The 24,758-nt window shown below is 72.3% G+C and carries 17 protein-coding genes; 10 read left to right on the top strand and 7 right to left on the bottom strand.

The annotated features are described in order from the left end of the window. Positions 1-119 precede the first annotated feature (119 nt). Both AC0VYM_RS24495 and AC0VYM_RS24490 read right to left on the bottom strand, forming a co-directional pair. Complete coding sequence (locus AC0VYM_RS24495) at positions 120-1,241, bottom strand: hypothetical protein (protein WP_475455967.1); 1,122 nt, start codon at positions 1,239-1,241, stop codon at positions 120-122. A gap of 106 nt (positions 1,242-1,347) precedes the next feature. After that, positions 1,348-2,529, bottom strand: a complete 1,182-nt coding sequence (locus tag AC0VYM_RS24490) for a DUF695 domain-containing protein (protein WP_475455965.1) — start codon at positions 2,527-2,529, stop codon at positions 1,348-1,350. A 129-nt stretch (positions 2,530-2,658) separates the two neighbouring features. On the opposite strand from AC0VYM_RS24490, the gene mnmA reads away from it, so the two are divergent. The 8 genes from mnmA (at position 2,659) to gatA (ending at position 12,875) form a co-directional block, all read left to right on the top strand. Then, positions 2,659-3,759, top strand: a complete 1,101-nt coding sequence (gene mnmA, locus AC0VYM_RS24485; protein WP_475455963.1) for a tRNA 2-thiouridine(34) synthase MnmA — start codon at positions 2,659-2,661, stop codon at positions 3,757-3,759. Between the two features lie 131 nt (positions 3,760-3,890). Beyond that, the gene (locus tag AC0VYM_RS24480) at positions 3,891-4,436 is read left to right on the top strand and encodes a DedA family protein (RefSeq protein WP_475455961.1); all 546 of its coding nucleotides are present in this window, start codon (positions 3,891-3,893) and stop codon (positions 4,434-4,436) included. Between the two features lie 83 nt (positions 4,437-4,519). Further along, complete coding sequence (locus AC0VYM_RS24475; RefSeq protein WP_475455959.1) at positions 4,520-5,170, top strand: HAD family hydrolase; 651 nt, start codon at positions 4,520-4,522, stop codon at positions 5,168-5,170. A gap of 47 nt (positions 5,171-5,217) precedes the next feature. Next, positions 5,218-6,303: a methionine synthase gene (locus tag AC0VYM_RS24470; RefSeq protein ID WP_475455957.1), complete on the top strand. Its 1,086-nt coding sequence runs from the start codon at positions 5,218-5,220 to the stop codon at positions 6,301-6,303. 94 nt (positions 6,304-6,397) lie between these two features. After that, positions 6,398-8,605 (top strand): NAD-dependent DNA ligase LigA, encoded by a 2,208-nt coding sequence (ligA, locus tag AC0VYM_RS24465; protein ID WP_475455955.1) that lies wholly within the window; start codon positions 6,398-6,400, stop codon positions 8,603-8,605. 211 nt (positions 8,606-8,816) lie between these two features. Next, entirely contained in the window at positions 8,817-10,853 is a 2,037-nt protein-coding gene (locus AC0VYM_RS24460; protein WP_475455953.1) for a putative bifunctional diguanylate cyclase/phosphodiesterase, read from the top strand. Between the two features lie 225 nt (positions 10,854-11,078). Beyond that, complete coding sequence (gatC, locus tag AC0VYM_RS24455; protein ID WP_191274162.1) at positions 11,079-11,378, top strand: Asp-tRNA(Asn)/Glu-tRNA(Gln) amidotransferase subunit GatC; 300 nt, start codon at positions 11,079-11,081, stop codon at positions 11,376-11,378. Next, positions 11,379-12,875, top strand: a complete 1,497-nt coding sequence (gene gatA, locus AC0VYM_RS24450; RefSeq protein ID WP_475455951.1) for an Asp-tRNA(Asn)/Glu-tRNA(Gln) amidotransferase subunit GatA — start codon at positions 11,379-11,381, stop codon at positions 12,873-12,875. A gap of 50 nt (positions 12,876-12,925) precedes the next feature. Here gatA and AC0VYM_RS24445 read toward each other — a convergent pair whose 3' ends face one another. The 5 genes from AC0VYM_RS24445 to AC0VYM_RS24425 all read right to left on the bottom strand — a co-directional run bounded on the left by AC0VYM_RS24445 (position 12,926) and on the right by AC0VYM_RS24425 (position 19,706). After that, positions 12,926-13,738, bottom strand: a complete 813-nt coding sequence (locus AC0VYM_RS24445) for a nucleotidyltransferase domain-containing protein (RefSeq protein ID WP_475455949.1) — start codon at positions 13,736-13,738, stop codon at positions 12,926-12,928. A gap of 149 nt (positions 13,739-13,887) precedes the next feature. Next, positions 13,888-15,054: a thioester domain-containing protein gene (locus tag AC0VYM_RS24440; protein WP_475455947.1), complete on the bottom strand. Its 1,167-nt coding sequence runs from the start codon at positions 15,052-15,054 to the stop codon at positions 13,888-13,890. Positions 15,055-15,338: 284 nt separating this feature from the next. After that, positions 15,339-16,574, bottom strand: a complete 1,236-nt coding sequence (locus AC0VYM_RS24435) for a Cys-Gln thioester bond-forming surface protein (RefSeq protein WP_475455945.1) — start codon at positions 16,572-16,574, stop codon at positions 15,339-15,341. A 362-nt stretch (positions 16,575-16,936) separates the two neighbouring features. Next, positions 16,937-18,136 carry a thioester domain-containing protein gene (locus AC0VYM_RS24430; protein ID WP_475455943.1) on the bottom strand — a complete coding sequence of 400 codons (1,200 nt, stop codon included), beginning with the start codon at positions 18,134-18,136 and terminating at the stop codon, positions 16,937-16,939. Positions 18,137-18,539: 403 nt separating this feature from the next. Beyond that, positions 18,540-19,706 carry a thioester domain-containing protein gene (locus tag AC0VYM_RS24425; RefSeq protein WP_475455941.1) on the bottom strand — a complete coding sequence of 389 codons (1,167 nt, stop codon included), beginning with the start codon at positions 19,704-19,706 and terminating at the stop codon, positions 18,540-18,542. A gap of 247 nt (positions 19,707-19,953) precedes the next feature. Between AC0VYM_RS24425 and gatB the strand changes: the two genes are divergently transcribed. Then, positions 19,954-21,465 (top strand): Asp-tRNA(Asn)/Glu-tRNA(Gln) amidotransferase subunit GatB, encoded by a 1,512-nt coding sequence (gene gatB / locus AC0VYM_RS24420; protein ID WP_475455939.1) that lies wholly within the window; start codon positions 19,954-19,956, stop codon positions 21,463-21,465. Between the two features lie 462 nt (positions 21,466-21,927). Continuing rightward, entirely contained in the window at positions 21,928-24,633 is a 2,706-nt protein-coding gene (locus AC0VYM_RS24415; protein ID WP_475455937.1) for a putative bifunctional diguanylate cyclase/phosphodiesterase, read from the top strand. Positions 24,634-24,758 lie beyond the last annotated feature (125 nt).

Here is a 24,758-nt window from a genome sequence, read left to right as displayed (position 1 = left end):
GGGAGTCAACCCCATCGTTTGCGCAATCCCAGGTCAGTGCTCCGTGGCCGTCGCCCGGCGGTGCCCGGGGCTTCGGAGAACTCTTCGTGAACGAGGGCGTCCGCCCGCCCCCTGAGGGCTCAGCCGCCCCGGAGGACGTCCTCGATCAGGGCGGCGCGTTCACCGGGCGCCTCGGCCCGCAGGGTGCGGGCCACCGTGAACAGCAGTTCCGGGGCGACGGCGCCGCTGGGGTGCACGCTCGCGATGGAGCCGTCCTCCAGCCGGGTGCGGACCTCGCTCAGGCGCGGGGTGTGACCGCCGTCCTCCGTGCCGCGGTGCACGACCACCATCGAGTCCTGCACGGAGCACTCGACCCCGGGGAAGCCGCACCCGCCGCGGATGCCCGCGTCCCGTTGTTCCGGGGTCCAGCTCAGCACGTGCAGGGACCCGGGGGCGTTCTCGTCGGACCGGTCCGCGCCCACGCCCGGGCCGGCGGCGACCGCCCTCGTGGCCGGGGGACCGTCGGGGGCGACGCGGTGCGGGGCCGGTTCGGTGCCGTCGGCCCGGGGCGGGACCTTTCGCTCCGGCACCGTGCCGAGGGGGTCGGAGCCCTCCCCGGCGACGTAGGTCATCCGCAGGCCGCCGTGCACCTCGTGGACCCCGACCGGAGCCCACGTGGGATGGTCCAGGACCGCGATCGTGTGCCCGAACTCGCTGATCTGGCTGATCGAGCGCCGCTCGGTGGAGCGGTCGCGCGTGTGCTCGGCGGCCATCGGCAGCATCAGCAGGCCCGCCGCGGCCACCGCCATGCCCGGCAGGACCCCGTGCCGCTCGTGGCGCTGGCCGAACAGGACGCACGCGCCGAGCGCGGCCGTGGCCACGACGGCGCTCACCACGGCGGCGTTCACCGGGGCGTCGCCGGGCACGGGGGAGAAGGTGGGCGACTGCAGGGCCATCACCAGGGGAGTGGCCAGGGAGGTCCCGGCCACCAGACAGGCGCACGAGGCCGGGTGCCGCACCCCGGTGCCCCGGAGCACGAGCGCGGAGAGCAGGACCATCAGGACCGTGCCGCCGACCGCCACCGGGGTGACCAGCAGGGTCTCCAGTTCCGGACGGCCCAGGCCCAGGCCGAGGGCGAGCTCCCACACGGCGGCGGGGAACAGCGACATCAGCGGCGCGCCCACCAGGCACACGACGAGGATCGCGCCGACCGCGGCGACCCGGGGTCGGCCCGTGGTCGTTCGTGTGAGCACGCCGTCCATCAGACCCGAACCATCCTCCTGCGCGGGGACGCCACGTTACGCCTGTCTTCGCCCACACGCCAGGTGCGGGAACCGGGTTCGGTTCCCCAGACGGCCCCGCACGGCCTCAGTGCCCCAGTTTGCGCACGTACGGGCGCCTGGCCTGGTCGAACTGCTGCCACCTGGGGTCCAGCTGGGTGCGCAGCTGCACCTTGCCCTCGGGCCAGTCCTTGAGCATGTCCTCGAACTCGGGCAGCACGCCGGAGTCCGGGTCGAGGTAGTAGACGTACATCCGCTGCCCGGCCACGGTCTGCTGCATGAACAGCGCGCCGTTGTCACCGAGCAGGCCGGACAGACGGGCCTCCAGGTCGGCCAGCGACACGACGGAGGTCTCCTGGGGGAGCCGGTCGGCGTCGGCGTCCGCGTACGGGACGAGGACCTGCACGAACAGGGAGAGCGCGGGGAAGTCCCGGCGGGTCACGGGATGGCGGACCTGGACCTCGATCGGCCCCTGCAACGGCAGCCTGCCGTGGAGCGTCACCCAGCCGTCGGTCCCGCCGAGGAGGTCACCCATCTGCTTGGCCACGGCCGGCATGGAGGTCGGCGGGAGCGGGTCCATCGGACGCTCGTCCAGCGACGTCACCTTCCCCACCCAGCGCACGAACTGGTCCTCACCCAGGGCCAGGAGGGTGACGTGCTCCGCGACGGCCTGGCGGGTCTCGCCGGACAGGAACATGTTGTCCGGGTGGTAGACGCCCACCTCGATCCGGCTCGTGTCCTGGTTGACGCGCATGGACACGGACACGTGGGACAGGTCCAGCTCGTGGTCGTCCCAGCGCACGGTGTTGCCGAGCTGGTCGTGGTCGGCGGGGCGGACCGGGAGGAACCGCCACTCGGCGTCCTCCGGGGCCGACCGGGACCAGCGCTCGGACTGCACGCGCGCCTCCTCGGAGGCGCCGGGGCGCAGGGTCAGCGCGTAGGAGGGGGCGTCGGTGAACCTGGAGGGGTCGTCCAGGGACGCGAGCTGTTCCAGGAGCTTGGCCGGGTCGACGTCGGCCGACAGGTCGAGGTCCTCCAGGCCGCCCTGCGGCTGGGGTGCGGGTCCCACCTCCCAGTCCAGGTCCGGGTGGATCGCCTTGACCAGCGCGGAGACCCGCTCGGACACCTCGGAGGGGGCCGGGGTGTCGGACTCGACGGACTCGGCCAGGGGCGAGCGCACGGTGGGCCAGGCGTCCCAGAAGGCCGTGACGGCGGCCGTGGACGCGGAGTCGGAGGTGTCGGCGGAGCGGCGACGACGGAACAGAGCCATGCCCATGATTTTCGCAGAACCAGACGACCACCCTCGCCCCGCCCCGGTGCGGGCGCGTCCCAGAGCACACCGCCGGGCGGGCCCGGGCGTGGCCCCCTCCTCCGCGGGGCGCATAGGCTGGGGGACGTTATGACTTTGCGTGTACTGGCCGCCATGTCCGGCGGGGTCGATTCCGCGGTAGCCGCGGCCCGTGTGGCCGAGGCGGGGTACGACGTCACCGGCGTTCACCTGGCCCTCTCCAAGAACCCACAGTCCTACCGCACCGGCGCCCGGGGCTGCTGCACCGTGGAGGACTCCCACGACGCCCGCCGGGCGGCGGACGTCATCGGCATCCCCTTCTACGTGTGGGACATGTCCGAGGAGTTCGACCGCGAGGTGGTCCAGGACTTCGTCGCGGAGTACGAGGCGGGCAACACCCCGAACCCGTGCCTGCGCTGCAACGAGAAGATCAAGTTCGAGGCGGTGCTGGACCGGGCCGTCGCGCTGGGCTTCGACGCGGTCGCCACCGGGCACCACGTCCGCAAGATCGACGGCCGCCTGGTGCGCAGCGTCGACGAGGGCAAGGACCAGTCGTACGTGCTGGGCGTGCTCAACGCCGAACAGCTCGACCACGCGATGTTCCCGCTCGGGGACTGCACCAAGGACGAGGTGCGGGCCGAGGCCGAGCGCCGGGGGCTCTCGGTGGCGGACAAGCCGGACAGCCACGACATCTGCTTCATCGCGGACGGTGACACCGCCGGGTTCCTGAACCGGCGCCTGGGCGAGAAGCCGGGGCCGATCCAGGACGAGGACGGCAACGTGGTGGGCACCCACAAGGGGGCGCACGCGTTCACGATCGGCCAGCGCAAGGGCCTGGGGCTGGGCGGAGCGCCGAACCCGCGCTACGTGCTGTCCATCGAGCCGGTGAACAACACGGTGACCGTGGGCCCGCGCGAGGCCCTGCGGGTGGACGAGATCGTCGGGACGCGGCCGGTGTGGAGCGGCGGCGGTCCGCTGTCCGAGCCCACCGAGTGCCACGTCCAGCTGCGGGCGCACGGCGAGGTGTACGCGGCCACGGTCGTGCAGCGTGAGGCCGAGGACGGGCCGGAGCTGCTGGTCCGGCTGGCGGAGCCCGCGAGCGGCGTCGCCGCCGGTCAGGCCGTGGTGGTCTACGACGGCGACACGGTGCTCGGGTCCGCGACCATCCGTTCGACCGCGCGTTCGGAGGCGCGAGGGGCCGCGTCGGCGTGACGGTCGGTGCTCGAACAGGGGCGAAACCGTCACAGTAGGACACACAACACGCGCTTTCTCGCCCGCGACCCTTGCCGAAGTTAGGTAAGGCAATGCAAAGTTGTGGGGTCAAGGTGTAAGGGGTCCGGTCCATGCCGCAGTTCGCGTTTCTCGAGGGTCAGCCCTTCTGGGTCATCTACTGCACCCTGCTCGTGGTGATCCTGCTGCGCGCCCCCGCGACCTACTGGATCGGCCGGGGCCTGGGAGCCGGGGTCACCCGCAGCCGCATGGGCCGACGCCTCGGGCCGAAGCTGGACTCCGCCAAGCGTCGCATCGACCGCTACGGCGCGCCCGTGGTCACCCTCAGCTTCTTCACCGTGGGCATGCAGACGGCGATCAACCTCTCCGCCGGTGCCGTGCGGATGCGCTTCCCCCGCTACTTCGCCGCCGTGTTCGTCGGCGGTCTGGCCTGGGCGGGCCTGTGGGGCGTGGTGATCGCCGGGCTGGTCGGCACCTGGCTGGAGCTCTTCCTCAAGTCGCCGTGGACGGCGGTGGGCGTGGTCGTGGCCGCCGTCGGGGCGGTGACCGCCCTGGTGGTGCGCGCGCGCCTGGCCGCCCGCTCCCGTGGCGACCGGACACCGGACGCGGAGCCGGCCCGCGTCAGCGAGCCCGCCGAACCCGACGCGCACCGCTCCTGAGGGGCGTGCGTTCCCGGGCTCCCCGAACACTCCGGAGGGGACCGAGCCGCCTCCCGCGCGCCCTCGCCCTCTAGCGTGGGGGCATGCGTATCTCTGTTGACGCCGTCCTCTTCGACATCGACGGCACACTCGTGGACTCCACCGGCGCCGTCGAGCGGACCTGGCGGCTGTGGGGCGAGGCCCACGGCATCGACCCGGAGGAGATCCTGGCGGTCTCCCACGGCAGGCGCTCCGAGGACACCGTCGCGATGTTCCTCCCCGAGGCCCAGGTGGCCGAGGCCACCGCCGAACTGGAGGAGCTGGAACTGGCCGACCTCGACGGCGTGACCGCTCTGCCCGCCGCCCGCGAACTCCTCTCCGCGCTGCCCTCCCGGCGCTGGGCCGCCGTCACCTCGGGCTCACGCAGGCTCATGCGCACCCGCCTGGAGGCCGCCGACCTGCCCGTTCCCGAGGTTCTCGTCACCGCCGACGACGTCACCGAGGGCAAACCCCACCCCCAGGGCTACCTCAGGGCCGCCGCCGCGCTCGGCTTCGACCCCGCTCGCTGCCTGGTCGTCGAGGACGCCCCCGCCGGTGTGCGCGCGGGACTGGCCTCCGGCGCCGCCGTTCTGGCCGTGGCCACCTCCCACAGCCGCACCGACCTGGAGGGTCTCGGCGCCACCGAGCTCGTCGACAACCTCACCTTCTGCACCCTGGAGACGACCCGTGGCGGGCTGGTCCTGAGCACCCCCTGACGCCGCCGACGAGCCGCGCCGGGCCGGTTGCCCTAACCTTGGGCAACGTGAGTCAACAGCAGCCCCAACCCTGGCCCGTCGCGTCCGCAACCGGAGTCGGTTCCTGGCCGGGGGAGGACCCCGACGAGGCCATGCGGACCATCGTCGGCGAGCTCCCCGACCTCCCGCACCTGCCCGAGCTCCCCGCACGGGGCGCCGGCGCCGACATGATCGGACGCGCCGCCGGTCTCCTCGTGGACCTCCCCGTCGAGGTCCAGCCCACCGGATGGCGGGTCGTCGACACCCCCGGCCGCGACCTCGCCCGCGCCGGAAGCTTCCTCTCCTACGACATGGACGCGCTCACCGAGCACCTCCACGCCTACGAGGGCCCGCTCAAGGTGCAGGTCGCCGGGCCCTGGACCCTGGCCGCCGCGATCGAGCTCCGCAACGGCCAGCGCGTGGTCTCCGACCCCGGGGCCCACCGCGACCTCGCGGAGTCCCACCTGGAGGGCGTCCTCACGCACGTCGCGGACGTGCGGCGCCGCGTCCCCGGCGCCCGGGTGATCGTCCAGGTGGACGAGCCCACCCTGCCCGCCGTGCTCCTCGGCCGCCTCCCCACGGCCAGCGGCCTCAGCGTCCTGCCCGCCGTGGACCGGGTACGGGTCGAAGCGGTTCTGCGCACCCTGTTCGCCGCGATCGCGGAGAGCGGCGCCGTGCCCGCCGCGCACTGCTGCGCCGCCGGGGTGCCGGTCGACCTCCTGCGCCGCAGCGGCGCCCGCGCTCTGAGCCTCGACGCGCGCCTGCTCACCCGGGCGCACGACGAGATGGTCGGGAACGCCGTCGAGGCCGGGGTGGGCCTCCTCCTCGGAGTCGTCCCCCCGACCGACCCGCCCGCCCCCACACGGCCCTCCGGAACCGCCGCCGACGCCGCCACGGCCGCCCGGAGGTCCGCCGGAATGTCGGACCCGGCGACTATCGTCGACCCCGTAAGAGAGCTCTGGAACCGGTTGGGATTCAGCCCTGACCTGCTGTCCCAGGTGGTCGTCACCACGCCCGCCTGCGGGCTGGCGGGGGCCTCCCCCCGGCACGCCAGGGCCGCCCTGGAAGCTGCCCGGGGCGGGGCCCGGGTCCTGCGGGACGAGCCCCGCAAGTAGCGACGGCGGACGCGGGGTCCACCCCCGGCCCCCACCCCCCGGTCCCGTCCGACACCCCCGATCCGGCCCCGTGAGAGCGACAAGAAAGGCAGCCGTGAGCGCGCCCGACAACACCACCGTCCCCGACGAGGTACGCGCCCGCCACGCCGAGCTGTGCCGTGAGCTGGACGACCACAGCTACCGGTACTACCTGGGCAAACCGATCGTCTCCGACGCCGAGTACGACCGGCTCATGCTCGAACTGCGCGGCATCGAGGACCGGCACCCGATCCTCGTCAGCCAGGACTCGCCCACGCAGAAGGTCGGCGCGCCCATCAGCGTCGACTTCGCGGAGGTGGAGCACCTCGTCCGGATGGAGAGCCTGGGCAACGCCTTCGACTCCGAGGAGCTCTCCGCCTGGGCCGACCGTGCCTCCGCCGAGGTGCCGGTCGACGCCTACCTGTGCGAACTCAAGATCGACGGCCTGGCGGTCGACCTCGTCTACGAGCGCGGACGCCTGATCCGGGCCGCGACCCGGGGCGACGGCCGCGTCGGTGAGGACATCACGCTCAACGTGCGCACCATCGGGGTGGTCCCCGAACAGCTCGACGAGAGCGTCCGCCCCGCCCCCGAGCTGCTGGAGGTGCGCGGCGAGGTCTTCCTCCCGGTGGAGGACTTCGAGGAGCTCAACCGGCGCATCGCCGCAGACGGCAGCCACGCGCCGTTCGCCAACCCCCGCAACGCCGCCGCCGGTTCGCTGCGGCAGAAGGACCCGAGGGTCACCGCGACCCGGCCGCTGTCGATGATCGTGCACGGCGTCGGCGCGTACACGCCCGCCGCGGGGGAGGAGACCGCCTTCACCAGCCAGTCGCAGGCCTACGCGCTCCTCGGTGAGTGGGGGCTGCCGCTCAGCGACCGCTACCGGGTCGTGGGCACGATGGACGAGGTCCGCGAGTACGTCGCGTACTACCAGGAGCACCGGCACGACCCCGCCTACGAGATCGACGGCATCGTGGTCAAGGTGGACGACATCTCCCTCCAGCGGCGGCTGGGCTCCACCAGCCGCGCGCCCCGGTGGGCGATCGCGTACAAGTACCCGCCGGAGGAGGTCACCACCAAGCTGGTGGACATCAAGGTGGGTGTGGGCCGCACCGGCCGCGTCACCCCCTACGGCGTGATGGAGCCGGTCGTGGTGGCCGGGTCCGAGGTCGAGTTCGCCACCCTGCACAACGCCCAGGAGGTCACCCGCAAGGGCGTCCTCATCGGGGACACCGTCGTCCTGCGCAAGGCGGGCGACGTCATCCCGGAGATCGTCGGTCCGGTGCTCGACCGGCGCGACGGCACCGAGCGCGAGTTCGTCATGCCCGAGCGCTGTCCCGAGTGCGGCACCGAGCTCGGTCAGCAGAAGGAGGGCGACGTCGACCTGCGCTGCCCGAACGCGCGCTCCTGCCCGGGGCAACTGCGTGAGCGGGTCGCGTTCATCGCCGGTCGCAAGGCCCTGGACATCGAGGCTCTGGGCTACGTCGCGGCCACCGCGCTCACCCAGCCGCTGGAGCCGGTCGAGCCCGCACTCAGGGACGAGGGCGACCTGTTCGACCTCACCGTCGAGCAGCTGCTGCCGATCCGCACGCACGTTCTGGACCCGGACACCACCGAGCCCAAGACCGACCCGAAGACCGGCGAGCCCAAGGTGGTCTCCTTCTTCGCCAACATGAAGGGCGAACCGAAGAAGACGGTCGAGAAGCTGTTCGAGCAGCTGGAGGAGGCCAAGAACAAGCCCCTCTGGCGCGTGCTGGTCTCGCTGTCCATCCGCCACGTCGGCCCCCGCGCCGCCGAGGACCTGGCCCGCCACTTCCGGTCCATGGACGCGATCCGCGCCGCCTCCGAGGAGGAGCTGGCGTCGGTGGACGGGGTCGGTCCGACCATCGCCCGGTCCATCCACGAGTGGTTCGCCGTGGACTGGCACGCCGAGATCGTCCGAAAGTGGGCGGCCGCGGGTGTCCGTATGGAGGACGAGGGGCAGGAGCCGGGCTCCCGGGTGCTGGAGGGAGTGACCGTCGTGGTCACGGGTTCCCTGGAGGGCTTCACCAGGGACGGCGCCAAGGAGGCCGTCGCGGAGTGCGGCGGCCGGGCCACCGCCTCCGTCTCGAAGAAGACCGGTTTCGTGGTGGTCGGGGACGCCCCCGGCTCCAAGTACGACAAGGCCGTGAAGCTCGGCGTCCCGGTACTCGACGAGGCCGGGTTCCGGGTGCTGCTGGAGGACGGCCCCGAGGCGGCGGAGAAACTGCGCATCAACCCCGTGGGGGAGGCGGCGGAGGAGTAGGCTCCGCCGCACGCCCACGATCGCGAGCGTCCCTCCGGGGCGCGGGCAGGGACCCGAGCCGGGTCCCTGCCCTTTCTGGCTCGCGAATCTCTTCACGGATAGTTCATGTGATGCGACAGTTGGTGACGAAACCCCGTAAGCTGTGCGACAACACCACCGGATACGGACAGAGCCCTATCCGGGATAACGGTCATCAGTCACGAGGTCACCGATGAAGGACCCCATCAGCACCCGGGACATCGGCCCCCGGGTCGGGACACCGCTGTGGCTCTACATGGCGGCCGCCACCGCCGCGGGCGCGGCACTGCTCGGCGTGTCCAGCGTCGAACTCGGTCTCGAACAGCTCACCAACCTGGCCAGGGAGCCGCTGGTCTGGGTGCTGCTGTGCATGGTGATCCTCGGTGAACTCAGACCCATCGCCATGCCCGGCCAGGCGCCGGGCAGCGGTGCGCCCACCTCGCTGCCCTTCACCTTCGCGCTGGTCATCTTCTACGGGCTCCCCGTCGCCGCCCTCCTCCAGTGCGTCGCCACCGTCGTCGCCGGGGTGGCCCGCCGCCACGCGCCGCACCGCACCGCCTTCAACGCCGCCCAGTACGTGCTCTCCCTCGGCGTGGCCGACGCCGTCCTGCGCCTGACGCTCCCCGAGATCGTCACCTCCCCGTGGGTCCCGGCCGGGGGAGAACTGGTCGGGGTCGCCCTCGCCGGAGCCGCCTCGTTCCTGGTCAACCGGGTCCTGGTGCTCTGTGCGGTGGCCATGCACGAACGCGTGCCGCTGCGCCAGGTGATGTTCAAGGGCCTGGGACAGCAGGTGTACGTGAACGCCGTCCTGCTCAGCCTGTCGCCGCTCATCGTCATCGCGATGACCCACTCGGTGCTCTACGTCCCGCTGTTCGCCTTCCCCCTCGGTGCCCTCTACACGAGCGCCCTGCTGCTGGTGAAACGCGACCACCAGGCCAACCACGACGAACTCACCGGGCTGGCCAACCGCAAACTCCTCACCGTCCGCGCCCGGCGGGAGATCGACCAGGCCCACCAGCGCGGCACCCGCGTCGGCCTGCTCCTGCTGGACCTGGACCGGTTCAAGGAGGTCAACGACACCCTCGGCCACCCCACCGGCGACCGTCTCCTCCAGACCCTGGCCCGGCGGCTCATCCACAGCGTGCGCCCGAGCGACCTCGTGGCCCGTCTGGGCGGCGACGAGTTCGCCATCCTGCTCCCGCAGGTGCGGGACGCCGCCACCGCCCGGGAGGTGGCGCTGCGCCTCAAGGGCGCGCTGGCCGAGCCGGTGCGGCTGGACGGCATGGACTTCGACCTCCAGGTCAGCACCGGTATCGCCCTGTACCCGGACGACGCCCCCGACTTCGAACTCCTCATGCAGCGCGCCGACGTCGCCATGTACGTGGCCAAGGCCGACCGCACCGGCGTGGAGTGCTACGACCCCGGCAAGGACCGCAACTCCACCGCCAGGCTGAGCATGTACAGCGAGCTGCGCCGAGGGCTGGCCGAGGGCGCCCTGGAGATGCACTACCAGCCCAAGGTGGACCTGGCCGACGACCGCCCCGTGGGCCTGGAGGCCCTGGCCCGCTGGCGGCACCCGGTGCGGGGCCTGCTCACCCCGGACGAGTTCATGCCGGTGGTCGAGCACTCCAACCTGTTCCGCGCCTTCACGGGGCAGGTCCTCGACATCACCCTGGCCCGGACCGCGCTGTGGCGGAGCCAGGGCCAGCACCTTCCCGTCGCGGTCAACCTGGGCGTGCGCGAACTCCTGGACCCGGACCTGCCGGAGACCGTCGCCTCGGCCCTGCGCGAGCACGGTGTCCCACCGCACCAGCTGGTCCTGGAGATCAGCGAGCGCACCCTCATCGAGGATCCCGCCGCCGCCACGGCGGCCGTCGGACGCCTGCGCACCCTCGGTGTGGGCCTGGCGCTGGACGACTTCGGCACCGGCCACTTCACCCTCGCCCAGCTGGCCGGGCTGCCACTGGACGAGGTGAAGATCCACGAGTCCTTCACCGCCCGCCTGGTGGACGGCACGGCCAACGGCCACACGGTGGTGCGGGGGGCGATCGCCCTGGTCGGCGCCCTGGGTATGCGGGCCGTCGCCGAAGGCGTGCAGACCCGCGAGCTGGCCGAGGCCGCCCGCGACACCGGCTGCCACTCCGCGCAGGGGCACTACTTCGCCCGCCCGATGATCGCCCGCGACGTGGTCACCTGGGTGGCCGCCCACGACACCGGCACCCCCGTCTGAGGCCCACGGAATCGCCCCTCCCGGCCCGGACAGGGTGGGCCCGCGTTCCGCACGGGTGGGCACTGGGAGGGGTTTCGGGACATGGGTGCTGGCTCCGCACGGCGACGGATCCCGCCGTGGGGCCGGTGTGATGGGCCTCAGGTGAGGGAGAGCGGCACCGGGACCGGCGGCGGGACAATAGGATTGTCCTGATCACCCGTCCGCCGAAGAAACGGTTCTCACCTGATGACCGCCATCACCCGTGATGAGGTCGCGCACCTCGCCCGGTTGTCGCGGCTGGCGCTCGACGAGAGCGAGCTCGACACGCTCGCCGCCCAGCTCGGTGACATCCTCACCGCCGTGGCCAAGGTGCAGGAGGTCGCCCAGGGCGACATCCCGCCGAGCTCGCACGCCCTGCCGCTGACCAACGTCTACCGCCCCGACGAGGCCCGGACCGGCCTCACCCCCGAGCAGGCCCTGGCCGGAGCCCCCGCGGTGGAGGACCAGCGCTTCCGGGTGCCGCGCATCCTTGGGGAGGAAGAGTAGATGAGCGACGTCATCGGGCTCAGCGCCGCCGACCTCGGCGCGGCCATCAAGGCCGGTGAGGTCTCCTCCGAGGAGGCCACCACCGCCTACCTCGACCGCATCGAGTCGGTCGACGGCGACATCAACGCCTTCCTGCACGTGCGCCGGGAGACCGCGCTCGCCCAGGCCCGCGACGTGGACGCCAGGCGTTCCGCCGGTGCCGACCTCGGCCCCCTCGCGGGCGTGCCGGTCGCGCACAAGGACGTGTTCACCACCAAGGACATGCCCACCACAGCCGCGTCGAAGATCCTGGAGGGCTGGCAGCCCCCCTACGACGCCACCGTCACCGAGCGCCTGCGCGGGGCCGGTCTGGTCATCCTCGGCAAGACCAACATGGACGAGTTCGCCATGGGGTCCTCCACCGAGAACTCGGCCTACCAGATCACCCGCAACCCGTGGGACACCGACCGCATCCCCGGCGGCTCCTCCGGTGGTTCCTCGGCGGCCGTCGCCGCCTTCGAGGCGCCGCTGGCCACCGGCACCGACACCGGCGGCTCCATCCGCCAGCCCGCCGCCGTGTGCGGCCTGGTCGGCGGCAAGCCCACCTACGGCGGCTCCTCCCGGTACGGGATGATCGCCTTCGCCTCGTCCCTGGACACCCCGGGCCCGTTCGCGCGCAACGTGCTGGACGCCGCCCTGCTCCAGGAGGCCTTCTCCGGCCACGACCCCCGCGACTCCACCTCGATCGACGCCCCCGTGCCGCCGGTGGTCGACGCCGCCCGGATGGGCGACGTCGAGGGTCTGCGCGTCGGCGTGGTCAAGGAACTGGACAACGACGGCTTCCAGCCCGGTGTGCGCCAGCGCTTCCGCGAGACCGTGGAGCTGCTGGAGTCCCTGGGCGCCAAGGTCGTCGAGGTGTCCTGCCCGAGCTTCGACGCCGCCCTGTCCGCCTACTACCTCATCGCGCCCAGCGAGGCCTCCTCGAACCTGGCCCGCTTCGACGCCATGCGGTACGGCCTGCGGGTGGGCGACGACGGCACGCGCAGCGCCGAGGAGGTCATGTCGCTGACCCGCGCGCAGGGCTTCGGCCCCGAGGTCAAGCGCCGGATCATGCTGGGCACCTACGCGCTGTCCAGCGGCTACTACGACGCCTACTACGGCAGCGCCCAGCAGGTGCGCACGCTGATCAAGCGCGACTTCGACGCCGCCTTCGAGAACGTGGACGTGCTGGTCTCCCCGACCACCCCGACCACGGCGTTCCCGATCGGTGAGCGCGCCGAGGACCCGATGGCCATGTACCTCGCCGACCTGTGCACGATCCCGTCCAACCTGGCCGGGAACGCGTCGCTGTCGGTGCCGTGCGGCCTGGCCCCGGAGGACGACCTCCCGGTCGGCTTCCAGATCATGGCCCCGCCGCTGGCCGACGACCGCACCTACCGGGTCGCGGCCGCCGTCGAGCGCGCCCTGACCGAGCGGGACGGCGCGCTGATCGCGCGCAGCCCCTACGCGGTCTCCTAGGTCGTACGACGCCCTCCGTTCCCCGGTGGGGAGCGGAGGGCGTCCGCGTGTCAGCCGATCAGCTTCGCGATGTCCTCGTGCAGGTCCTCGGGGACGTCGACGCCCCACCGCCCGGCGGCCTCCCGGGACAGTTCACGGCTCCACGCCCAGCTGTTCTCCAGCGCCCGGCGGACCTCCTCCGGTTCGGCGCTCCCGGTCGTCCCGGTGTGGCGCGCCACGTCCAGGTCGGGCAGGTCCGCCTCCAGGGCCCGACTGGGTGTGAGCCAGTGCGCGGTGGAGCCGCGCAGCAGCCGCACCAGCTTGAGCTGGTGCGGGGAGACCATCGTGGCCAGCGCCGCGTGGGCGCGGGCGGCCTCGCCGCGGGCCAGCACGTGGGCGGTCATGAGCGTCCAGTTGGCCAGCTCTCCCATGAGCTGTTCGGCGGTCGGCACCGGGTCGTGCGCCACGGCCCCGGCGAGCGGGCGCACGGCCTCGGTGAGACGGCCGGTGCGGTCCAGCAGTACGGCTGCGTCCGGGTCGGGCAGGTGGATCATGCCCTTCCAGGTGGCGATCTCCGCGATGGCGGACCCGGGCTCGAAGTGGAACTCGCCGCGCATGAGGTCGTCGAAGACCACGGCGAGGATCCCGAAGAGGTTGGTGTAGGCGAGCCGGACCGGGGCGACGCGGGAGACGAACTCCCGGCCGTCGAGGTCCTCCGCGAGGTACACGTAGGCGTCCAGGTCGGAGAGGGCGTCGGCCTCACCGGTGCTCCAGGACCCGTAGAGCAGGACCGCCTCCACGCGCGGGTCGGCCTGGGCGACCTCGCGCAGGCGCTCGACGCGCTGGGCCAGGGCGGTGGGTGGGGTGCGGTGGTCGTCGTGCACGGATACTCCGTCGTCTCGGGGTGTTCCGGGCAGTACGAAGGCACCGCCCGGGAGGGAAACCGTTCGGGCGGCGGGCCTCCTGACGAGGGTTCCGCCGTCCCTAGGAGGGACGGAGCTCGGTGACCGCGATCGCGCACATGGGGACCATTCTACGGCCGTTGCCCGGTGGACCCGCGGCGCCGGGCGAGGTAGAGGGCGGCGCCGCCGCCCGCGAGCGCGACCAGCGCGGCGGCGACCAGGGAGACCACCGCGCCTCCCGTGACGGCCAGCCCTCCGGTTTCGGGCACGGCGGCCCGGTCCGCGACCGGGGAGGTACTGGGCCCGTCGGTGGGGTCGACCACCGGCGGGGTGCCGCCCGCCGCGTCCCAGGCCACCGTGGCGGACTCGGAGACGACGATCTCGCTGTCCTGGGCCGTGATGAGCGTCTGGGTGGGTTCGTCCGGGGCCTCACCCTTGAACAGGCGGCCGATCTCCACGGAGGCGGTGGTCTCCAGCACGAGGGTGGCCTCGCCCGCGTCGGCGTCGGCCGGGACGGAGAAGGCCACGGTGTCGCCGCCGCCGACCTCGTCGAGGCTCCGGCCGGTCCCGGCGTCGACCAGTTCCACGCCGTCGGGTGCCTCCAGGCGCACGGGGACGCTCTCGGCGCTGGTCTCGACGGTGAACGGGCCGATCTCCTCACCGGCCAGTCCCGATCCCCGGGACGGGCTGACGGTGAGCGCCGAACCCGGTTCGTTGGCCAGCTCCTCGGCGCCGTCGACCAGGTGGTCGTACAGGTGGGTGACGTTGCCCGCGTTGACGTTGCCGTCGAGCTCGGGGCTCCGCTCCACCCGTTCCAGGTCCAGTCCGTTGCTGAAGTGCCAGATGGCGGCCTGGGTCGCGGTGAGCGCCTCGGACTCGGTCAGCCGCGCCATCCCGGCCCGCTCCTCCAGCTCCCCGACCCCGACCACCGGGTAGGAGTTCCGCAGGATCCAGTTCACCCGGCCGGGTTCGGCGAAGTCGCCCTGCCCCGGGTAGCTCTCCCACTGGTCCTCGCGGTACCAGGCCTCCTCGACCAGCCCGGTGCGGAAGTCGATGCAGTACGTGGTGAGCGTCTGGTCGCCGTCGTCGAGGCGCACGTTGAAGGTGGCCGTCGTCGTGAAGGGCTCACCCCGCATGGTGACCGCGTGGCCGTGCTCCGCGACGCCCGTGTACTGGCCGCGTACCGACCCCTGGTAGGGAGCGGGTTCGGCGGCCGAGGGGGCCGCGAGCCCCGCCATGAGCAGGGCCGCGGCCACGGCGGCGAGGGGTGTACGAGCGCGGAGGGACACGTGCGTCACTTCTCTTCCTGAGGTGTTCCGCCCGACGGCGGGAAACAGCGCGATTCAGGTGGTGAAGAGGCTTTGGGGGTGGTGCGTCCGTCGGACGAGGTTTTCACGGGACCCGCGCACCCCACAACGGAGTCCTTTGTTCTGGCCGATAGCAGCCAAATGCGGGATCACGTGTAAACCGATCGCCGTATTGTGCGTGGTCCGTCGGAAAGGGGACTTCTGTTTTGTCCGCGCATGACAAAGGGCCCGCCCCGCGAGTGGATCGCGGGGCGGGCCCTGAGCGGGCGGACTACCTACGCGTCAGCGTCGGTGTCGGCACCGCTGCTCCGCCGCTTGCGGCTCAGGTAGAGGGCGCCGCCGCCGGCACCCAGGGCGGCCACACCGGCGGCCACCAGGCCGAGCAGCGCGCCACCGGTGACGGGCAGGGTCGGCTTGTCGTCCTCCTTGCCCGGGGCGGGCTTGTCGTCCTCGGAGGGGGACTCGCTCGGGGTGGGCTTGGGCTCCGGCTCGTCGGTCGGCTCCGGGGTCGGCTCCGGGTCCGTCGAGGGCTCCTCGGACGGCTCCGGGGTCGGGGTGGGCTGGTCGGCCTCGGACCACTCGGCGGAGGCGGCGGCGTTGACGGTGACGTCGCTGTCCTCGGCGGTGATCAGGGTCTGGGTCGCCTTCTCGGGGTCCTCACCCTTGAACAGACGGCCCTGCTTGATGGTGGCGTTGGCCTCCAGGCTGAAGGACGCCTCGCCCGCGTCGGAGTCGGCGGGGACCGAGAAGCCGACCTTGTCGCCGTCGGACAGGGTGTCACCGACCGGCTGGCCGGACTCCAGGTCGACCAGCTGGACGCCCTCGGGGGCGGTCAGGTCGACGGGGACGCTGGCCGCGTTGGTCGAGATGACGAACTCGCCGACGGTCTCACCGGCCTTGCCGGCGGCGCTGCCCGGGGTCACGCTCAGGGTCGGCGCGGGCTCCTGGGGCAGCTCCTCGGCGTTGGCCACCAGGTAGTCGTAGATCGCCTTGACGTTGCCCTGGCCGCGGTCGAGGGTGGCGCCGTTGCTGTGGTGCCAGATGGCGGCCTGGGTGGCGGCCAGCGCCTCGGACTCGGTGACGCGGGCCGCGTTGGCGCCCTCGGCGGCCTCGGCCAGGTCCTTGGCGCTGACCGACGGGTAGCCCTGCTGGAGGATCCAGTGGACCTTGCCGGGCTCGGCGAAGGAGCCCTTGCCCGGGTAGTTGGCCCAGCTGTCCTCCTTGTACCAGGCGCTCGAACGGATACCCGTCTCGATGTCGATGCAGTAGGTGATCAGCTCGCTGCCGTCCTCGAGCCGGAGCCTGAAGAGGTTGGTACCGATCCTGCCGGTGCTCATGGTGACGGTGTCGCCGGACTGGTGGTTGCCCACGTACTGGGCGCGCACGGAGCCCTCGTAGGTCTCCAGGGGCTCCGCGGCGGCCGGAGCGGCCAGGCCGAAGGTCAGCAGCGCCGCGGCGGAGACCGCGAGACCCGCGCGACCGGTGCTCCGGAGGTTGGGGGAGTGCTTCACGTCGTGTCCTGTCATGAGGTTCCGCGCCGTACGGCCCCGGGGGCGTGCGGCGGCGGGAGGAGGAAGAGGTGCGCGTCCGGGAGGGGCCGGAGGCGGCTTCGGGCTTCGAGAGAGCCCCGAGGCACAGGGGAAGAAGTTTGTGCCTGTCCGATATTAGCGATCTGTCGGGGTACCTCCAAGCCGAATCAGGGCGATTTCTCGGTGCCACCGGCCTGAACTGCGACTTCTCCAGGAAAGACGGAGGGCCCGCCCCCGTGATCTCTCACGTGGACGGGCCCTCGCGGGGTTCGCTCCCCGACCGGTCCGTCTCCGGTGTCCGGAATCTCGGCTCGGCCGGGGTCGCGGACCCAGGGAGTGCGTCCCTAGGCGTCGGTGTCCTCACCGTTGGCCGCCTTGCGCTTGCGGCTCAGGTAGAGGGCGGCGCCGCCGGCACCCAGGGCGGCCACTCCGGCCGCGACCAGACCCGTGAGCGCGCCACCGGTCACCGGCAGGGTCGGCTTGTCGTCCTCCTTGGGCGGGGTCGGCTTCTCCTCGGCCGGCTCGCTCGGCTTCTCGGCGGGCTCGGAGGGCTCCTCACTGGGGGAGGGGGTCTCGCTGGGCTCCTCGGTCGGCGGGACCGGGGTCTCGGCCTTGGTCCAGGTCGCCGAGGCGGAGGCCGTGGCGGTGGTGGGCTCACCGTCGACGGTGATCAGCGTCTGGGTGGGCTTCTTCGGGTCCTTGCCCTGGAAGAGACGCCCGGTCTCCACGGTGGAGGTGGCCTCCAGGCTGAAGGACGCCTCGCCGTCCTCGGCGTCCTCGGGGACGGCGAAGCCGACCCGGTCGCCGTTCTCGACGGTGGTGACGGCCTCGCCGGACTCCAGGTCGACCAGCTCGACGCCCTCGGGGGCGGTCAGGTCCACGGGGATCTCGGTGGCGTTGGTCTCGATGACGAACTCACCGACGGTCTCACCGGCGGAGCCCTCGGCGGAGGACGGGGTGATGCTCAGCGCCGCGCCGGGCTCCCGCTCGGTCTCCTCGGCGTTCTCGACGAGGTGGGCGTAGACCTTCTCGACGGCCTCGCTGTTGCCCTCGCTGAGGTCCAGGTCGTTGCTGAAGTGCCAGATGGCGGCCTGGGTGGCAGCGAGGGCGTCACCGTTGCTCAGGCCCTCGACACCGGCGGCCTCACCGAGGGCGGCGGCGTCGGTCCGGGGGTAGGAGTTCTGGAGGATCCACAGGACCTTGCCGGGCTGGGCGAAGGAGCCCTCACCGGGGTAGTTGGCCCAGTCGTCCTCCTTGTACTCGGCGCCGCCGACGATCTGGGTGCGGAAGTCGATGCAGTACGTCGTGAGGACGCTGCCGTCGGTCAGCTCCAGGTTGAAGAGGCTGGGCCGGACCTCCTCGCCGTTCATGTGGACGTTCGGGCCGTTCTCGGCGTTGCCGGTGTACCTGCCTTCGAGGGAACCCTCGTAGGTCTCCACCTCGTCGGCGGCCGCGGGGGCGGCCAGACCGAGGGCGAGGAACGCCGCGGCGGTGGCGGCGAGACCAGCGCGTCCGGCGGTGCGGGGGAGGGAGAAGTTGCTCAAGTTGTGTCCCGGTGTCTGCTAGGGGTTACCGGATGGAATCCGCCCAGGTCGATGGGGAGCCGTGTGCGGAGGGCGCGGTCGCCACGGATGGGAGCCCTCGTCGATGAGGGAGGGCTGTCGGGTGCGCCCCCGGGGTGTCGCACGATGTCGGGGGCAGGGGCGCGGTGGCCGTTCAGGCCGGAAGCGGTCCTTCCGATCGGACTCGCTCACGCGGGAGGCGGGCCGCGTGCGCCATGGGAATGGCGACCGCCCGCCCGATACTAGCGATCGGATTCCCCACTTCCAACCCGACTCACTGAAAATGTGACGAATAACGGGCGGCGGAGAATTCCGGCGGGGCGAAGCCGCATTATGTCGCGATGTTATGGAACGCCAGTTCGGAGAAGGACGAGTTCCCTGGTTCTCAGTCGCGTCGTTTTCTGCCCAGAACCAGGATGAGCAGCCCGGACACGACCAGTGCTCCGGCGATCACCAGCAGACCGGACAGCCACGTGCCGGTGAGCGCCAGGCCGCTCCCGGTGTTCCGGTCCTCCGCCACCGCGGTCGGGGTCTCCTCGGGCTCGGGCTCCGGTGAGGGCACCTCCCGGACCTCCGGGGCCTCGGGCTCCACCGTCTCCGGCTCGGGCTCCTCGGTCCGCTCCTGCGGCTCCTCGCCCCGCCAGGTGAACGTCGCGCTGGTCGAGCTCGTCGCCGAACCCGGCTCGGCGGTGATCAGCGGCTGCGTCCGCACCCCCTCGCGGCCGGTGAACAGGCGGCCCTCCTCCAGAGGGACCTCGTCGCCGCGCATGTGGAGGGTGACCACCCCGGCCGGAACGGACGGGTCCACGTCGAGGAACAGCTCGTCCCCGTCGTGGGCCTGGGAGACCTCCTGTCCCGCCGCGTCGACCAGCCACGCCGCCGGGGCGCCGCGCAACGAGAGCCGCACCGGCCCCTCGCCGGCGCTGGAGACGGTCAGGGGGCCCAGCGGCTCCTCGGGGGAGACCGCCTCGACCTGGGCGGGGGAGACCTCCACGGAACGGGCGGTGGTCCCGCCCCCGGCGTCCACGCTGCCCTCCACCAGGTACGTGTAGAGGGCGGTGACGTCCGGATGGTTGGCCTCCGGGTCCGGCTCCACCCCGTCCAGCACGTTCCACAGCGCGGCCTGGGTCGCCGCGATGGCGTGCGCCTCCTCCAGGAACAGCACCCCCGAGGCGGCGCCCAGCAGCGGCAGGGCCACGTTCGGGTAGGAGTTGCTCACCACCCAGTTGGCCCGGTTCGCGGGGGCCGAGGTTCCGGTGGTTCCGGTCCACTCCGGGCGGTCCGCCCACGACGACTCCACGTAGGCGGTGCGCGGCCGCACCTCCTCGTCCACGACCAGCGCGTAGGCGCGCACCGAGACCTCGTCGGCCACGCGCAGGCTGAACAGCGCCGTGTCCACCTCGTCGCCGTCAGTGAGCACGACGGGCAGACCCGCGACCGGGTCTCGGTCGAGACGGGAGAAGTCGTCGGCCGCCACGGGGGCGGTGGTCAGGGTGCCGATCAGCGCGGAGGCGGAAAGCAGCGCGGCGCACCGAAGCAGGATGCCGGACATGCGCGGGCGCTCCTGTTGGGACGGGCGGAAGGGGGCGAAGGCCCCTACCGGCGAAATCGTGTTCCTGGGCAATCAAGACTAACGGCCCGGCGCCCGTCACCGAGGAGATCGTCTCCACAGCGACCCAATCGTGTGCTTGCCGTGACATCCGTCAGCCGCACCCCACCCGGGGACGGGACCGCCGGACCTCTCAGCCTCGGTAGGCTGACCTGGAAGGTATGTCCTCTACTGAAACGGGTTTGCGGCGATGGCCCACGCGGTGACTCCCAGCTTTGAACAGGCGCTGAACACGTACGAACCCGTGCTCGGCCTGGAGACCCACATCGAGCTGGGTACCGCCTCGAAGATGTTCTGCCCCTGCCCCACCGCGTTCGGCGCCGAGCCCAACACGCAGGTGTGCCCGGTCTGCCTCGCCTTCCCCGGCTCCCTGCCGGTGGTCAACGAGAAGGCCGTCGAGGGCGCGATCCGGCTCGGTCTGGCGCTCGACTGCTCGATCGCCCCGTGGGGGCGGTTCGCGCGGAAGAACTACTTCTACCCGGACATGCCGAAGAACTACCAGATCTCGCAGTACGACGAGCCGATCTGCGTGGACGGGCACCTCGACGTCACGGTCGACACCCCCGAGGGGCCGCGCGTGTTCCGCGTGGAGATCGAGCGCGTCCACATGGAGGAGGACACCGGCAAGTCCTCGCACGTCGGTGGTTCCACCGGTCGTATCCACGGCGCCAGCCACTCCAACGTCGACTACAACCGCGCGGGGATCCCGCTGCTGGAGATCGTCACCAAGCCGATCACCGGCACCGGCGAGCTCGCCCCGCTGGTGGCCCGCGCCTACGCCGCCGAACTGCGCGACCTGGTCCGTTCGCTCGGCATCTCCGACGTGCGCATGGAGGAGGGCTCGATGCGCTGCGACGTGAACGTCTCGATCAACGAGCGCGGCGCCGACAAGTGGGGCACCCGCAGCGAGACCAAGAACGTGAACTCCCTGCGCTCCGTCGAGCGGGCCGTCCGCTCGGAGATCGAGCGCCAGGCCGGCGTCCTCGACGCCGGGGAGCGGGTCGTGCAGGAGACCCGCCACTTCCAGGAGCACCTCGGCCGCAGCACCTCCGGCCGCTCCAAGGAGGAGGCGCAGGACTACCGCTACTTCCCGGACCCCGACCTCGTCCCGGTCGCCCCGTCCGAGGCGTGGATCGAGGAGCTGCGGGCCACCCTGCCCGAGCTCCCCGCCGCCCAGCGGGCCCGGGTCACGGCCGAGTGGAACCTCTCCGACACCGAGCTGCGCGACCTGGTCAACGCCGACGCCATCGGCCTGGTCGAGGCGACCGTCACCGAGGGCGCGCCCTCGGCCGAGGCCCGCAAGCTGTGGCTGAACGAGCTGTCCCGCCGCGCCACCGAGCAGGAGGTCGAGCTCTCCTCCCTGCCGATCACCCCGGCGCAGGTCGCCCGGGTCATCGCGCTCGTCGCGGAGGGCACGCTCACCAACAAGCTGGCACGCCAGGTTGTCGAGGGCGTCCTCGCTGGTGAGGGCGAGCCCGACGCCGTCGTGGAGGCCCGCGGTCTGAAGGTCGTGAGCGACGACGGCGCCCTGGGCGCGGCCGTCGACGAGGCGATCGCCAACAACCCCGACGCCGCCGACAAGGTGCGCGGGGGCAAGGTGGCCGCGGCCGGTGCCCTGGTGGGCGCCGTCATGAAGGCCACCCGGGGCCAGGCCGACGCCGGTCGCGCGCGGGAGCTCATCCTGGAAAGGCTTTCCGCGTAGGAGGAGGCGGGTCGCACCGCCCCTCGGGGCAGGTGTGAGGTAGGGCTCCTCCGTTCGGCCCGGGTGCGCGGAACCGCCACCGGGTCCAGTTCGTTGCCCGGTGCGTGAGCGGCGCCGCGGGGACTCGGTCCCCGCGGCGCCGACGTCCCTGCGGGGGAGGGGAGCACCCGGCTGACGCTTACTCACGGTGATGGTTCTGTCGTCATCTCTCGTCCGCTCCTCAATCGCTGTGTGACCTTGGTTGCGTAGGGTGTCCACGCACGGGGGTGAGTCCGGCCCGCCGGTTCCACCCCGCCGCCGTTCGTCCCGGTCCCGCGAGTACTCCGGGCGGCAACCAGTGGTGCGGCACGGCGCCGCGTCCTGACGCGAGTGATCACGAGGTGGGTGCTCCATGTTCGAGGAGAGAGCGCGACGGCGGCCGGGGGCCGCCCGGGTCGCCGCGCACCCGCTGGGAGGCCGGTGATGGGAACGAGGGCACGCCGCCTGGGACTGTTCGGGTTGGGCGCGCTTTTCCTGCTCTACCTCGCCGGGACCGTCGTCCCGGTGGGGGACGCCACGCTGGCCGCCTCCCTGGGGCAGTGGCCCACCGCCGTGGTGGCCGGTGTCGCGGGCGGTTCGCTGCTCTACGCCTCGCGGCGCTGGGCCCGGACCGGCGCGGACCGGGAGGCCCACGTGGACGGGGCCGACGGCCCCGCCGCGCTGCGCTTCCTCGGACTGGCCGCGCTGGCCTGGTGCGCGGGTGGTCTCACTCACGCCATCACGCGTTCCTTCAGCGGGGCGTCGGTCCTTTCGCTCACGCTGGGTGATCTCTTCGCGCTCGCGGCGCTGCCACTCTTCGTGATCGGGTTCACCCGGTTCGCTCCCTGGCCGGGCGGCCTGCGCACGGCCCTGCGGCACATCACCGACAGCTACGTGTGCGCCGCCGCCGTCTTCTCCGTGGTGTGGATCCTGCTGTTCTCCCCGCTCTACGAGGAGCTGGGCGAGGGGGCCGGGTTCCTCGGTTTCGCGCTGGTCTACCCGGTCGCCGACATCGTGGTGCTGTGCCTGCTCATACCGCTGGTGTTCATGTCGCCGCACAGCACCCGGCGCGCGGTGCTGGTGGCGATCGGCGCGCTGGTCGTCATCGCGGGTTCGGACATGGTCGGCGCGGTCACGCGCCTGACCGGTCCGCCGGTGGCGGGCGGCGTCGAGCAGCCCGTGCGCTTCCTCGGCTTCGCCCTGCTGGGCGCGCTGCCGTGGCTGGTGGAGCACCGGCCGGGCGCCGCCCCCCGGAGGATCACCGGTCGGGGGCTGTACCGGTTCGCGCCGGAGATCGCCGCCGTGGCCTCGGTGTTCGTGGCCACGGTGGTGCTCACCGTGGCGGCGCTGCGCCTGCCGGACGTCGCCCCCGTGCTGCCGCTGGCGGCGGGCACGGCGGTGCTGGTCCTGCTGCTGCGGGTCGTCGGGATGCTGGAGGAGAACTCCACGCTCGCCCGCATGGTCCGCAACCGTGAGGGGCACTTCAACGAACTGGCCCGCAACAGCGGCGACGTCATCCTGGTCCTGGACCGCGACGGCGGCGTCCACTACATGAGTCCGGGCACGGCGGAGGCCTTCGGCTACCGGCTGGACGACGTCCTGGCCGCCCCGGTGACCACGCTCATCCACCCCGAGGACCTGGCGCGGACCAAGGCCGTCACGGACCTGTTCACCGAGCGCGCCAGCCAGGGCGTGCACCTGCGCCTGCGGGTGCGCGCGGCGGACGGCACCTGGCGGCACACCTCCTCGACCATCTCCCTGTACGAGCAGCCGGGTGAGCCCGACCGCCTGCTGGTCACGACCAGCGACATCAGCGCCCAGGTCGCCCTCCAGGACGAGGTCCAGCACCTGACCTTCCACGACGGCGTCACGGGCCTGCCCAACCGCGCCTACCTGGAGGAGCGGGCCAGCGACGTGCTGGCGCACCGGGCGATGAGCGAGGACCCCTCGGGGGACGTCGCGGTCATCTTCCTGGACATCGACGGGTTCACGGCGGTCAACGACTCCGCCGGACACGTGCGCGGCGACCACATGCTGGGACAGGCCGCCCGCCGCCTCCGGGGCGAGCTGGGCACCGAGGCCACGCTGGCCCGCTGGGGCGGGGACGAGTTCGCGGTCCTGGTGGAGGACGTGCCGAAGGCGCAGCGGGTGGTCGACCTCGCCGAGCGGCTGGGCCGGGTGATCGCCTCGGAGCCCTTCCAGGTGGCGGACCGGGACATCCTGCTGACCGCCAGTATCGGAGTGGCCTTCGCGGACGCGGCCACCGACAGCGGTGAGCTGCTGCGCAACGCCGACGTCGCGATGACCCGGGCCAAGGAGCGCGGGGCCGGGAACGTGGAGGTCTACGCCGCCCACATGCACGACATGGTCGTGTCCCGGCTGGAGCTCCAGATCCGGCTGCGCCAGGCACTGGCCAACAGCGAGTTCTTTTTGGAGTACCAGCCGGTCGTGGACCTGGGCACCTCGCAGGTGAACGCGGTGGAGGCGCTGGTGCGCTGGGACCGCGACGGCGAGGCGGTGGGCCCGGCCGAGTTCCTGGGCGCCGCCGAGGAGTCGGGCCTGATCGTTCCCCTGGGTGAGTGGATACTGCGGGAGGCCTGCGAGAAGGTCGCCGTGTGGCGGGTCTCCGACTGGGACATCGGCCTGTCCGTGAACCTGTCCGTGAAGCAGGTGCTGTCCCCGAGGTTCGTGGAGACGGTCGAGGGCGTGCTCGCGGAGACCGGTCTGCCCGCCGAGGTGCTCACCCTGGAGGTGGACGAGGAGGTCCTCCTCGACGACGGGGGAGACGCCGTCGCCCGCCTGGGCGAACTCCGGGAGCTCGGCGTGCGCCTGGCCATCGACGACTACGGCATGGGGTACGCCTCGCTGGCCCACCTGCGCGAGCTGAGCGTGGACGCGATCAAGATCGACCCGTCCTTCATCGCGGACCTGGGCCGCGACGACACGGTCACCCTGCTCACGCACACGATCATCCAGCTCGGCCGCGATTTGGGCGTCCAGGTGGTCGCGGAGGGCATCGAGCGCCCCGAACAGCTGGAGCAGCTGCGGGTGATGGGCTGTGACCACGGCCAGGGGTTCCTGGTCGCCCGGCCCATGGCCGCGAGCGGCGTGGAGGCCCTGGTGGGCGGGGAGGCCGGGGCCACCCTGTAGTCCGTCCGGAACCGGGCGACATGCGGTGTTAAGTCCGGCTTACGAAGGAAGTGTCGAGCCCCTGTCGCGTGTTCTGCGTTACACGCGACGGGGGCTTCGTCGTTGTTCGCCCAGGTCAGCGCGGT

Source organism: Nocardiopsis sp. iso_237 (genome assembly GCF_056173345.1).
Note: the sequence above shows the minus strand (reverse complement) of the source record. Positions and strands in the feature narration are given on the sequence as shown.